Origin of the sequence: Bacteroides muris (ex Afrizal et al. 2022) (assembly GCF_004793475.1) — a bacterium.
GTDB classification, from domain to species: Bacteria; Bacteroidota; Bacteroidia; order Bacteroidales; family Bacteroidaceae; genus Bacteroides; species Bacteroides muris.
Genome location: NZ_SRYZ01000033.1, coordinates 1 through 11779 on the forward strand (window position 1 = coordinate 1; position 11779 = coordinate 11779).

General features: G+C 46.9%; 12 protein-coding genes. 6 read left to right on the forward strand and 6 right to left on the reverse strand.

Features of this window, described 5'->3' with window-relative positions:
- Positions 1 to 89 precede the first annotated feature (89 nt).
- The 3 genes from E5355_RS19490 to E5355_RS13285 are packed head-to-tail and all read left to right on the forward strand — an operon-like array spanning position 90 to position 2345.
- Positions 90 to 248, forward strand: coding sequence for a hypothetical protein (locus tag E5355_RS19490; RefSeq protein WP_168354334.1), 159 nt, complete (start codon positions 90 to 92; stop codon positions 246 to 248).
- A gap of 57 nt (positions 249 to 305) precedes the next feature.
- On the forward strand, positions 306 to 1706 hold the full coding sequence (locus E5355_RS13280; RefSeq protein WP_136010737.1) for a leucine-rich repeat protein: 1401 nt from the start codon (positions 306 to 308) through the stop codon (positions 1704 to 1706).
- Between the two features lie 12 nt (positions 1707 to 1718).
- The gene (locus E5355_RS13285; RefSeq protein WP_136010738.1) at positions 1719 to 2345 is read left to right on the forward strand and encodes a hypothetical protein; all 627 of its coding nucleotides are present in this window, start codon (positions 1719 to 1721) and stop codon (positions 2343 to 2345) included.
- 384 nt (positions 2346 to 2729) lie between these two features.
- On the opposite strand, the gene E5355_RS13290 is transcribed toward E5355_RS13285, so the two are convergent.
- The 4 genes from E5355_RS13290 to E5355_RS13305 all read right to left on the reverse strand — a co-directional run bounded on the left by E5355_RS13290 (position 2730) and on the right by E5355_RS13305 (position 6103).
- The gene (locus E5355_RS13290) at positions 2730 to 4490 is read right to left on the reverse strand and encodes a 1-deoxy-D-xylulose-5-phosphate synthase (protein WP_136010739.1); all 1761 of its coding nucleotides are present in this window, start codon (positions 4488 to 4490) and stop codon (positions 2730 to 2732) included.
- A 206-nt stretch (positions 4491 to 4696) separates the two neighbouring features.
- Positions 4697 to 5248 (reverse strand): DUF5043 domain-containing protein, encoded by a 552-nt coding sequence (locus tag E5355_RS13295; protein ID WP_136010740.1) that lies wholly within the window; start codon positions 5246 to 5248, stop codon positions 4697 to 4699.
- A gap of 1 nt (position 5249) precedes the next feature.
- Positions 5250 to 5846 (reverse strand): hypothetical protein, encoded by a 597-nt coding sequence (locus tag E5355_RS13300; RefSeq protein WP_136010741.1) that lies wholly within the window; start codon positions 5844 to 5846, stop codon positions 5250 to 5252.
- A complete protein-coding gene (locus E5355_RS13305; RefSeq protein WP_136010742.1) occupies positions 5843 to 6103 on the reverse strand; it encodes a hypothetical protein in 261 nt (86 codons plus the stop codon). The genes E5355_RS13300 and E5355_RS13305 overlap by 4 nt, the downstream gene beginning before the upstream one ends.
- A 329-nt stretch (positions 6104 to 6432) precedes the next feature.
- On the opposite strand from E5355_RS13305, the gene E5355_RS13310 reads away from it, so the two are divergent.
- The 3 genes from E5355_RS13310 to E5355_RS13325 all read left to right on the forward strand — a co-directional run bounded on the left by E5355_RS13310 (position 6433) and on the right by E5355_RS13325 (position 10356).
- The gene (locus E5355_RS13310) at positions 6433 to 7326 is read left to right on the forward strand and encodes an electron transfer flavoprotein subunit beta/FixA family protein (RefSeq protein WP_117601570.1); all 894 of its coding nucleotides are present in this window, start codon (positions 6433 to 6435) and stop codon (positions 7324 to 7326) included.
- 88 nt (positions 7327 to 7414) lie between these two features.
- Positions 7415 to 8434 carry an electron transfer flavoprotein subunit alpha/FixB family protein gene (locus E5355_RS13315; RefSeq protein WP_136010743.1) on the forward strand — a complete coding sequence of 340 codons (1020 nt, stop codon included), beginning with the start codon at positions 7415 to 7417 and terminating at the stop codon, positions 8432 to 8434.
- A gap of 215 nt (positions 8435 to 8649) precedes the next feature.
- Entirely contained in the window at positions 8650 to 10356 is a 1707-nt protein-coding gene (locus E5355_RS13325) for an acyl-CoA dehydrogenase family protein (protein ID WP_136010744.1), read from the forward strand.
- Between the two features lie 137 nt (positions 10357 to 10493).
- Here the strand turns inward: E5355_RS13325 and E5355_RS13330 are convergent, their stop codons facing one another.
- On the reverse strand, positions 10494 to 10787 hold the full coding sequence (locus E5355_RS13330; protein WP_009036538.1) for a chaperone modulator CbpM: 294 nt from the start codon (positions 10785 to 10787) through the stop codon (positions 10494 to 10496).
- A 17-nt stretch (positions 10788 to 10804) separates the two neighbouring features.
- Complete coding sequence (locus tag E5355_RS13335; RefSeq protein ID WP_136010745.1) at positions 10805 to 11773, reverse strand: DnaJ C-terminal domain-containing protein; 969 nt, start codon at positions 11771 to 11773, stop codon at positions 10805 to 10807.
- Positions 11774 to 11779 lie beyond the last annotated feature (6 nt).

Consider the following 11779-nt stretch of genomic DNA (forward strand, 5'->3'; position numbering starts at 1 on the left):
CTATATTTCAATAATTTCAAAGAACTTTTTCAGATTTTAATGGGACAGTAGTGATCTTAAAGATATTTATACATGTAACTAATATCTATATGCCAGAAGCTAAGGTGGCACTTTCTTATTATATCTCAGAATGGGATGAAGATGCTGTTTTAGACGATTATGGTATCCGCGATTGGGTGGAAAATCTACCCGAAAAGAAGATAGCCATATCATCCTTGGCTAATTACTATACCATTATAGGCCTTTAATGTAATAGTTCGGGGCGTTACAACGCCCCAAACCTTATAAAACAATATGAGAACAATATGAGAACAATTTATCTGACTTTAACGACGCTTGCGTTACTGCTACTCCTCTCTTGCTGCCACGAAAACGATACAATCCTGACTTTCGATACCGGAAGCAAGAAGCTAATCAATAGTAAACTGGAGTTTTATTCCAATGGCGGAAATGCGAACCTGTTCTTCACTACCAACAAGGAAGCTCAACCCATTATATCCATCGACTACCTGACACGGAATGAATCGGAATGGTTGAGTGCAAAAGGTTTCGTTGACAGTGGGAATGGGGAGATTACGATTCATTGTGACAAGAACAATACGCTTAATAAACGGGAAGCTTCCATCCATGTGGCGGTGGACGATGCAAATTTTACCATCAAAGTTATCCAACGCCCGGCAGGAACGGCAAACACCACGTATGACGCTTATGTAGTCGGAGAAAAGGAGCAGACGAAAGAAATAGAATTTACGTCCAACGGAAAGCTGACTTTCTCTTTGAGATTCGACCGGCCTATATGGATAAAATACGACACCATAGAGCAGGAAGAGAAAGTGAAATTGCTGCTTTCCATAGAGCCCAATGAGGGTTTGGGCAGAATAGCATTCATAGATGTTTACGTGGATGGCATTAAGCATTCATCAATAAGCGTGCGCCAACAACCCGCTACTTTTTCACCGAACGTGGTAATACCGGCTGTCGAAGCCGGTAGCCTATATGTATTGCTGGGAGACGAAGAAGCCAACATACGCCACATACGCAATCTTACAATTTCCGGTAGCCTGAACGCCTTGGATTTATATGTGCTCAAACAAAGGCTTTTCTTGTCCGGCTTAATCGCCCGGTCTTATCCGCTCCAACTGGATTTATATGAAACTTACATTCTCGAAGGATACAAATCTTATTATTCTGACTTGAAGATAGAACTGCCCGATAATCTGCCTTCCATTGAAGAAGCCTCCCTATCTTCAGAAACATTTGCCTACGTAGACAACATCGCTTCATTGGAGCTACCGGGATATTTGGAAAAGATTGGTCCGTATTGTTTTCGGGGATGTACAGGATTGGAACGAATCAACATACCTGATGATGTGACTGTCATTGGAGAATATGCCTTTAAGGGTTGCTCTGAATTGAAAGAGATTAATATAACCCCATTTTCAAAGTTGGCATCGCTCGGTGACTATGCTTTTGCAACCGGAACGAGACTAAAGTCCTTGTATCTTCCAATTGGCCTGACACATATTTCTGAACTTGCATTCAAAAGCTGCCATGTAGATTCATTATATCTTGATTGGGAGACTCCTCCAATTTTGAAGGTCGTTCCTAAGGGGGAGACCTTATCCGTCCCTTCCGGAAGCAGACAAGCATATGAATCAACTCCCGGTTGGAGTAATTTCAAGAACATCGTTGAACACAATCCCTAATTGAGCAATACGATGAAAGTAAAAGCATTTTTTCAAATTACCAGCATTTTTCTATTGACTCTTTTTTGCCTGACAAGTTGCAAAAAGAAATTAGAAGAACTCTTTTCATCTCCTTCGTATGTCACATGCAAACTGAATGGAGAGAAATATGCAGCGCACTATCGAGGGGTATTCGACATTCTGGAACCTACCCCCGATTTCTATTACAACTTCCGGAAAGGGGAAGGATATTTCAGATTCAATTTCTCATGTTATCCGAAGAAGGACAATAGTACATATCGGGGATTCAGTATAGAATTATGCCTGTTTCTCGACTCTCCTTTAAGTATAGAAGATGAATATACGGTAGCCGTATTGCCCGATTTCCACCAGGAAGACATTCACGAAGCCATCGACTACTATAAAGAGAAAAGGCAGTCTTACTGCGTCATTGAAACCGCTCCTTCAGACTTTCCATTTTGTTTCGGAAACGGTGTTGTGACATTCAAACAAATAAACAATCCCAATGAGACCTACATGGGCAAGTTCGGATTCACATTCACCCCTGATTCTGCACCGCAACGCAACGACGAAAAGGAGATGAACCTGCAAGGAGAATTCCTCATTACAAATACAAATAGAGTTTCTATTGAAATATAAAGCACTGACCAACAGACAAACAGGTTCCTCGTATGTAGGAAGATTATATGGATATAATAGGTGAACGACTCAGGTTGTTCGACTGAACAACCCGGGTCGGCCGAACGAACAACAAAGGCTGTTCAATCGAACGACCTGGGTCGTTCACTTATAAAGAAGTCTTTCCAAGGCGAACCACCAAACGCCAAGCACTCTCAATCATCATGAACTGCAATCCGGCAAATCCTTATCAGAAAGCAATATTACATGATTCCCCCCAACGAAAATCCCATTTGGCAGAACTCCATGAAGTACTACCTCCAGAAAAACGGTTTCACCGGAAAAGCCGATGAACAAAGGGATAGAGAAGAAAGGTGAAAGAGGTGGAAGCCCAAAAACAAGAAGCTACACCAGCTTGCAAATGTCTTCCACAATCTGCGGAACCGTCAACCGGTTCTTCTTCATCTGTTCTTCCACATCATAACGGTCGATAAACTCTTTCTTCACACCGTAGTTCAGCACCTTCATATCCGACGGACCGTAGTAACGGGCAATCTTCTCGCCAAAGCCCCCGTCCAGCACGCCGTCTTCAAGAGTGATGACCAGTGTATGGTCCTGCTTCAGGTCATCGAGCAAAGCCTCGTCCACACCCGTGATGTAGCGGGGATTGACAAGCGTGGCATCCACTCCTTTTTCTTCTTTCAGCCGTGCAGCCACGGCTTCTCCCAACTGATAGAAAGAGCCCAGTCCCAATATGGCAACCTTCTCTCCACGATGGGACACCTCGTAACGGTTCAGCGTCTTGCCGTAATCCTTCTCCGGTTCTATATCCCTGCGGATAACCCCATTGGCCGGCACGCGGATGGCAACCGGATGTTCCGTCTGACGGATGCCCCACTCCAGCATGGCCATGTACTCCTCACGGCAAGTAGGTGCCAGATAGACCATATTCGGAATATTGCCGATGACCGGAATATCGAAAAGACAAAGATGGGTAACGTCGTTCATGCTCGACAAGCTTCCCCAGAAGACAAGAATCAATGCAGGATTATTGTTGATGCAGAGGTCTTGCGACAACTGGTCGTAGGCGCGCTGGATAAAGGTGCTGTAGACCCCGAACACCGGTTTTCCGCCTCCGGCAGCAATGGCAGAAGCCATGGCAACAGCCTGCTCTTCGGCAATACCCATATCGATAAACTGGCGCCCTGCCTCCTTGCGTCGCTCCGGTGTAAAGCCGAATACAGTAGGTGTACCTGCGGTGATGCCCACCACAGTGGGATCCTTCTTCATCTCCTGCAACAGATAATCGGCAGTAAGGTCGGCATAGTCTTCACCCTCCCCAGGCTCACCGGTCAGATTGCCGGTCTCAAGGTCGAACGGAGCACTGTAATGAAAACGTTCTTTCTGCTCTTCCGCCAATTTATATCCCTTGCCTTTCAAGGTATTGATATGTACCACAACCGGATGATTCACGTCCTTCACTGTGCGGAAAGCCTCTATCAGCTGTTCCACGTCATTACCGTCTTTCACATAGAGATAATCATATCCCATTGCCTTAAAATAGTTGCAGGGAGCCTGACCGTCCGTTTCGCGCAGCTGTTGCAGATTGCGGTATAGTCCGCCATGATTCTCGGCAATGGACATCTGGTTATCGTTGACAATGACGATGAAGTTCGTGCCCAGTTCGGCACCTACATTCAATCCTTCGAAAGCTTCACCGCCACTCAGCGAGCCATCGCCAATGACGGCAATCACATTGCCCGTCTCTCCCTTCAGGTCACGCGCCTTGGCAAGCCCGCTTGCCAGACTGACAGAGGTAGAGGTATGCCCGATGACGAAGAAATCATGCTCGCTTTCCGACGGTTCGGAGTATCCGGAGACTTCGTCATATTCGTCCGCATTCATAAACGCTGCCCGGCGGCCTGTCAGTATCTTATGGGCATAGCTTTGGTGGGATACGTCATAGACAATCTTGTCCGTTGGTGAATCGAACACGTAATGCAGGGCTATGGTGGCTTCTACCATTCCCAGGTTGGGTCCTACGTGTCCTCCGTGAGTGCTTAACTTGTTTAACAACACCCGGCGGATTTCTCCGCTCAATTCATTCAGTTCACCAACTGATAATTTTTTCACGTCAGCAGGGGAATTTACTTTTTCGATATACATATTCTATAATAACATTTTAAGTAGCGATGCTTGTTTATCCGATGCCGCCCGTCGTGCAAGCCTCATCCGGACGTTGCAAAAGTACAGAAGAAATGGAAACGGGAAGGTAGATAAATTACCGGTTTAACTACCTTTTTTACAGATATAGCCCAATATTGCATACTTCTGTAGCGAAAGCAGTTAAAACACCAACGAACCAAATGAAATCACAACCGTATCAATGCCGAAGGGTCTTGTCCCCACCAAAGTAAAATGTAATTCAACTTCTTTCCTTCAGAAGTAGGAGTATACCAGATATTCTTCTTGATTTCCACTTCAATCTGACGAAAGACGGAGACGGGAATAGTGGCATAGGGATCAAAAGTTACAAATTGGAAATAAACCTCATCAACCTTTCCGGTACTTGAATTGATTACCATCGTTATTGTCAGTTCACGTCCTTTTACCCTTTGCTTTTCCGCTGCGCTAAAAGCATCTCTTACTATAGTGTATCGTTTGGTACGGGTCCAATTATCACCTTCCGTTAAATCGATACCGGCATCGGGCATACAGAAAGGCTCACCTGTGTCTTTATAGATTTGCCGCATATACGTATAATGGCTATCCTTATTATAAAGTGTCACCAACTTATAAGATGGAACATCACATTGGTAAGTATAGCCATCCTCATTGAAAGTTTTAGTAGCAGTATAATAATTAGTCTGTGCCATAATAGTTGCACAAAATAACAAGCCGATAAAAGTGAGTATTGTTTTCATATCATTTACAGTTTATGGTTAATTTATTTAGTGTCTTAAAATTAGCTATTCCGTTTTGATTCTCGTTCAATGGGTATTTGCTTTCCGTATAACCTACATCACGAAAAGCAGGAATCACACTACTTGTAATCACCCCATCCAATACATCATCAGTAATCTCTGGAAGTAGATTGCCCTTCTTATCAATATATTTAGTTAGATTTTTCACTTCCCTACGACGCACATCCTTTATATCCCTTTCCTCCCACTTACTCCCCGCATACTCCGGCAATCTGCTTATATAGAGATATTGCGCGTAATGTGCCTCAATCTCATTATTCAATACAGAATTATTATACTGAGCAAGTGTATTTTGATAAGCCTGATACGCATGAAACATTTCGTGCAGAAGCTGGTTGCTCTCCATCTGCATGCCCAAAGCGATTCCAACGGATTCGCCTTGCATCCCGAACGACCCGTTCGAGCCTTCCTTGAATTGAATGGTCAAGGTCTTTCCATTAAGATAACTTTTCAATCCGTTGTATAATTCTTCGCCCATACAGTCTGCCATGATTTTATCAATCATATTTTCCAAAATCTTCCAATTATATTCTGTCATGTGGGAATTACGAAATACGCATCCCGCCAAAGAGGATAACCGTATTTTTCCACAAATTCTCCTATAAAATAAGTGGAGTCATTCTTTTGCCTCAATCGCCCGGCAATCAAGCTCAAACATTCATCTGCCCCGTCAGTCCTGAAAAAGCGTTTTTCCTTGGCATATTCGGAAAACATTTCATCTTGCAGACAAGAATGAAAACAACCGCAAAACAAGAATACGAAGAGCAGGCAACGATTCAAAGACTTGCCATTCATAATAATTAAATTTGAGAGGTTTACATTTTCACCTTAAATATAGGAATAGTATTTCAAACAGCCGCATGAAACATACGTTTTTTCGTTTGGAGTTTTTGTCTGAATGTAATATTGGCATGATTTCTTTAACCAGCATACTGATATTTGCGCAAAACCCCTCAATTTGTGCATTTTTCACCCCTTTTTCTTGTCAAACCCAACTCTTTCCGTAAATTTGCAGGCTGATAATGAGTTAACCGGACAATTTCAGTAGCAGGGCTTTCCCTTCACTACTCCTATTTCTCCCGGCACTGACATACAGAAAAATACTAATACTAATAATTAATAGCATGAGTTTGAAAATTGTTGTATTGGCAAAACAAGTTCCCGACACACGCAACGTCGGGAAAGATGCCATGAAAGCCGACGGAACCATCAACCGCGCGGCACTCCCTGCCATCTTCAACCCCGAAGACCTGAACGCTCTTGAACAGGCTCTCCGACTGAAAGATGAACATCCGGGCTCCACCGTTACCATCCTGACCATGGGACCGGGACGTGCAGCCGAAGTTATTCGTGAAGGACTTTACCGTGGTGCCGACAACGGCTATCTGCTGACCGACCGCGCCTTTGCAGGTGCAGATACGCTTGCCACTTCGTATGCCCTTGCCACAGCCATCAAGAAGATAGGCGACTATGACGTCATCATCGGCGGACGCCAGGCCATCGACGGTGATACCGCCCAAGTAGGCCCGCAGGTTGCCGAAAAGCTGGGGCTGACGCAAGTGACCTACGCAGAAGAGATTCTGAACGTGGACAAAGCCGCCAAGAAGATTACCGTGAAACGTCATATCGACGGTGGCGTAGAAACCGTCGAGGCTCCTCTGCCCATCGTCATCACCGTAAACGGAAGTGCCGCTCCCTGCCGCCCGCGCAATGCCAAACTGGTACAGAAGTACAAACGCGCACTCGGTGCTCAGGAAAAAGCCGCCATCACCAAGGAAGGCGCCGAGCTTGCCTACGCCGACCTCTACGAGAAATATCCCTATCTGAACATCACGGAATGGAGCGTTGCCGACGTGAACGGTGACCTTGCACAATGTGGTCTGAGCGGTTCGCCCACAAAGGTAAAGACCATTCAGAACATCTCATTCCAGGCCAAAGAAAGCAAGACGCTGACGGGCAGCGACAAGGATGTGGAAGATTTGATTGTTGAACTGTTAGCCAATCATACGATCGGGTAAATGACAAGCTACAAGTGACAAGCTACAAGTTGCCCCGACTCTGAACAGAACTTGTAACTCGTAGCCCGTAGCTAAAAACTTAAAAGATATGAATAACGTATTTGTATATTTAGAGATAGAAGGCACAACGGTTGCCGACGTCAGTCTCGAACTCTTGACCAAAGGTCGTAAATTAGCCAACCAGTTGGACTGCCAACTGGAAGCAGTTGCTGCCGGAAGCAATCTGGCAGGCATTGAAAAGCAAGTATTGCCCTACGGAGTAGACAAACTCCACGTATTCGACGCTCCGGGCTTGTTCCCCTATACCTCTCTTCCCCACTCCTCTGTCCTTATCAACCTGTTCAAGGAAGAAAAGCCGCAAATCTGCCTGATGGGTGCCACCGTTATCGGTCGCGACCTCGGCCCGCGCGTTTCTTCTGCTTTGACCAGCGGACTGACCGCCGACTGTACCTCACTGGAAATCGGCAGCCACGAAGACAAGAAGGAAGGCAAGACCTACGAGAACCTGCTATACCAAATCCGTCCCGCATTCGGCGGCAACATCGTTGCCACGATTGTGAATCCCGAACACCGCCCGCAGATGGCTACCGTTCGCGAGGGTGTGATGAAGAAAGAGATTCTCGACGCTGACTATAAGGGCGAAGTCATCAACCACGACGTTGCTAAGTACGTGCCCGAAACGGACTATGTAGTGAAGGTCATCGACCGCCACGTAGAAAAGGCTAAACACAACCTGAAAGGCGCTCCCATCGTGATTGCCGGTGGCTACGGCATGGGAAGCAAGGAAGGTTTCGACATGTTGTTCGAGCTTGCCAAAGAACTCCATGCCGAGGTAGGCGCCAGCCGTGCCGCCGTCGATGCCGGTTATGCCGACCACGACCGTCAGATTGGCCAGACGGGTGTAACGGTACGTCCCAAACTGTATATCGCCTGCGGCATCAGCGGACAAATCCAACACATTGCCGGCATGCAGGAAAGTGGCATCATCATCTCCATCAACAATGACGAGAACGCTCCCATCAATACGATTGCCGACTACGTCATCAACGGTACGGTGGAAGAGGTTATCCCGAAGATGATTAAGTACTATAAATCGCACAGTAAATAAAAACCGGGAAGAGTGCAGATAATATATACTTCTTTCCTAAGACTTGAATTATATTACTGAGAACAACTACGTTAGAATAACAGAGAGTATAGAGGAAGCCAGTAAGTTACTGAATGCCTATTGCAAAAGTATAGCAACACACCGCTTTGAGGATTAAAGAAATAATAAGCCGGACTATGGGTTTAACTCCTCTAACTCCTAAATTAAAGAACATTATGGCAAATTTTTATACCGAAGTTCCCGAACTCAAGTATCACTTGAACAACTCGATGATGGAACGTATCTGCGAACTGAAAGAGCGCGGATATCAAGACAAAGACAAATATGACTATGCCCCGCAGGACTATGCGGACGCTATGGACTCTTTTGACAAGGTACTTGAAATCACCGGAGAGATTACCGGAGAGATCATCGCTCCCAATGCCGAAGGTGTGGACGAAGAAGGTCCCCACTGCGCCAATGGCCGTGTGGAGTATGCCAGCGGCACCAAGCAGAACCTCGACGCTATGGTAAAAGCCGGATTGAACGGTATGACCATGCCGCGACGTTTCGGTGGGTTGAACTTCCCGATTACTCCGTACACCATGTGTGCGGAAATCGTTGCTGCAGCCGATGCCGGTTTCGGCAACATCTGGTCACTGCAGGATTGCATCGAAACGCTCTACGAATTCGGCAACGAAGACCAGCACAGCCGTTTCATCCCGCGCATCTGCGCCGGAGAGACCATGTCTATGGACTTGACAGAGCCGGATGCCGGTTCCGACTTGCAGAGCGTAATGCTGAAAGCTACATACGACGAGGCCAACAACTGCTGGCGTCTGAACGGTGTGAAGCGTTTCATCACTAACGGTGACGCCAATCTCCACCTCGTACTGGCCCGTTCGGAAGAAGGAACGAAGGACGGACGCGGCTTGTCCATGTTCATCTACGACAAGAATGAAGGTGGTGTAGACGTGCGCCGCATCGAGAACAAACTGGGTATCCACGGCTCTCCCACTTGCGAGCTGGTTTACAAGAATGCAAAGGCAGAACTTTGCGGCGACCGCAAGCTTGGTTTGATTAAATACGTTATGGCTTTGATGAACGGTGCCCGTCTGGGTATTGCCGCACAGTCGGTAGGCCTTTCACAAGCTGCCTACAACGAAGGTCTGGCTTATGCCAAAGACCGCAAGCAGTTCGGCAAGGCTATCATCGAATTCCCGGCTGTATATGACATGCTGGCTATTATGAAAGCCAAGTTGGATGCAGGACGCTCCTTGCTGTACCAGACTTCCCGCTACGTAGACATCTACAAAGCATTGGACGACATTGCCCGCGAACGCAAGCTGACTCCGGAAGAACGCCAGGAACAAAAGAAGTATGCCAAACTGGCCGATGCCTTCACTCCGCTGGCAAAGGGAATGAACTCCGAGTATGCCAATCAGAATGCATACGACAGCATTCAGATTCACGGCGGTTCGGGCTTCATGTTGGAATATGCCTGCCAACGCATCTACCGCGACGCACGTATCACTTCCATCTACGAAGGTACCACCCAGTTGCAGACTGTAGCTGCCATCCGCTATGTGACCAACGGTTCGTATGCCGCTACCCTGCGCGATTACGAACAAGTGCCATGCAGCGAAGAGATGCAGCCGCTGATGGACCGCATCAAGGAAATGGCCAATAAGTTCGAAGCCTGCACCAATGCGGTGAAAGAGGCACAGAACCAAGAATTACTGGACTTCGTGGCACGTCGTCTCTACGAAATGGCTGCGGTATGTATCATGTCACACCTGATTATTCAAGATGCTACAAGAGCTCCTGAATTGTTTGCCAAGTCTGCCCTTGTATATGTGAACTATGCAGAAGCTGAAGTAGAAAAGCACTTCAACTTTATCCGCAAGTTCAAGGCAGAAGAGCTGGAAAACTACCGCAAATAAACGCATTGCTTGGACAAGGCAAATATAGCGGGCACCGGAGTTTAGCTACTCCGGTGCCCGCTTGTTTTTTCTGAAATACTTCCTCCTGCTTGCCCCTTCTTAAAAGGACAAAAGTTCTCAAAGAGACGAAAGGAAAATTAATACTCTCCGTGCAGCCTCAGCCTGCCGCGCAGCGAGTGTATCTCCCGCTGCATCTCTTCCATTCTTGCCAGCAGATGGTGGATGGCATCAATCCCTTCCATATTGATGGAAAGGTCGTAGTACATACGGCTGTACCGTTCCACATCCGGCAACTCGGAGAAAGGCAGATAACGCTCTCCACCTTCCTGCTCCACATCTATCAGTCCACTTTCGCACAGCATATCAATAAAAGTGGGCTCTATATGACACTTGTCACAATATTCGCTGATGACAATCCATTCGTTCTGCATAATCCGTTCTCCTTTCATTAGTTCATACTCTGAATTTTACGGAACATCTCTTTCTGCTGTTCCGTCAGGTTTGTCGGCAACTTCACGGAATAAGTCACGATGAGATCGCCAAACTGTCCCTCCTTCTTATATATGGGGAAGCCCTTACCCTTCAGACGTACCTTAGTCCCGTTCTGAGTTTCGGGTTTCACCTTCAGCTTCACTTGACCATCCAAAGTATCCACCAACTGGTCGCCACCCAGCAGGGCTGTATAAAGGTCGACGGTCACATCCACATACAAATCATCTCCCAAACGCTTGAATACCGAGTCGTCCGGAATCACAAACGTGATGTACAAGTCACCTGCAGGACCTCCGTTGATGCCCTCGCCACCATAACCTTTCAGTTTGATGACCTGTCCGTTGGCCACACCAGCCGGAATGGTAATACGCACTTGCTTGCCATTCACCGTCAATATCTGTTTATGGGTCTTCGCAGCCTCACGAAGCGATAGGTTCAAATCCGCATGATAATCCTGCCCGCGGAAACCGGCATTGGCACCGCCTCCGCCGCGCGTACGATGACCGAACATCTGTTCGAAGAAGTCTGAGAAACCACCGGCATTACTGCCCGAAAATTCCTGGCCGTCGGAAGAATACCAATACGTACCGCCTCCGTCCGTACCAAATCCCGCACCAGAACCTCCAAAACCGGAACCTCCAAATCCCCCGAAGCCTCCGGCTTGCTGCTGTGCCCGCTTCTGCGCCTCAAACTCGTCGGCATGTTTCCAGTGTTCACCATATTCATCATATTTCTTTCTCTTTTCAGGATCACTCAGCACCTCATTCGCCTCGTTGATAGCCTGAAACTTATCCTTGGCCGTAGCATCGTTCGGATTCAAGTCAGGATGGTACTTGCGCGCCAGCTTGCGGAACGCTTTCTTGATGTCATCCTGAGATGCCTTTTTGTCCACTCCAAGGACCTGATAGTAATCAATATAAGCCATAGTTTA

Excerpts from the sequence above, each read along its gene's own strand:
- E5355_RS13280 (WP_136010737.1), top strand. The coding sequence starts at position 306 with ATGAGAACAATTTATCTGACTTTAACGACGCTTGCGTTACTGCTACTC.
- E5355_RS13290 (WP_136010739.1), bottom strand. The coding sequence starts at position 4,490 with ATGTATATCGAAAAAGTAAATTCCCCTGCTGACGTGAAAAAATTATCA.
- E5355_RS13325 (WP_136010744.1), top strand. The coding sequence starts at position 8,650 with ATGGCAAATTTTTATACCGAAGTTCCCGAACTCAAGTATCACTTGAAC.
- E5355_RS13310 (WP_117601570.1), top strand. The coding sequence starts at position 6,433 with ATGAGTTTGAAAATTGTTGTATTGGCAAAACAAGTTCCCGACACACGC.
- E5355_RS13330 (WP_009036538.1), bottom strand. The coding sequence starts at position 10,787 with ATGCAGAACGAATGGATTGTCATCAGCGAATATTGTGACAAGTGTCAT.
- E5355_RS19490 (WP_168354334.1), top strand. The coding sequence starts at position 90 with ATGCCAGAAGCTAAGGTGGCACTTTCTTATTATATCTCAGAATGGGAT.
- E5355_RS13300 (WP_136010741.1), bottom strand. The coding sequence starts at position 5,846 with ATGACAGAATATAATTGGAAGATTTTGGAAAATATGATTGATAAAATC.
- E5355_RS13315 (WP_136010743.1), top strand. The coding sequence starts at position 7,415 with ATGAATAACGTATTTGTATATTTAGAGATAGAAGGCACAACGGTTGCC.
- E5355_RS13285 (WP_136010738.1), top strand. The coding sequence starts at position 1,719 with ATGAAAGTAAAAGCATTTTTTCAAATTACCAGCATTTTTCTATTGACT.
- E5355_RS13295 (WP_136010740.1), bottom strand. The coding sequence starts at position 5,248 with ATGAAAACAATACTCACTTTTATCGGCTTGTTATTTTGTGCAACTATT.
- E5355_RS13335 (WP_136010745.1), bottom strand. The coding sequence starts at position 11,773 with ATGGCTTATATTGATTACTATCAGGTCCTTGGAGTGGACAAAAAGGCA.
- E5355_RS13305 (WP_136010742.1), bottom strand. The coding sequence starts at position 6,103 with ATGAATGGCAAGTCTTTGAATCGTTGCCTGCTCTTCGTATTCTTGTTT.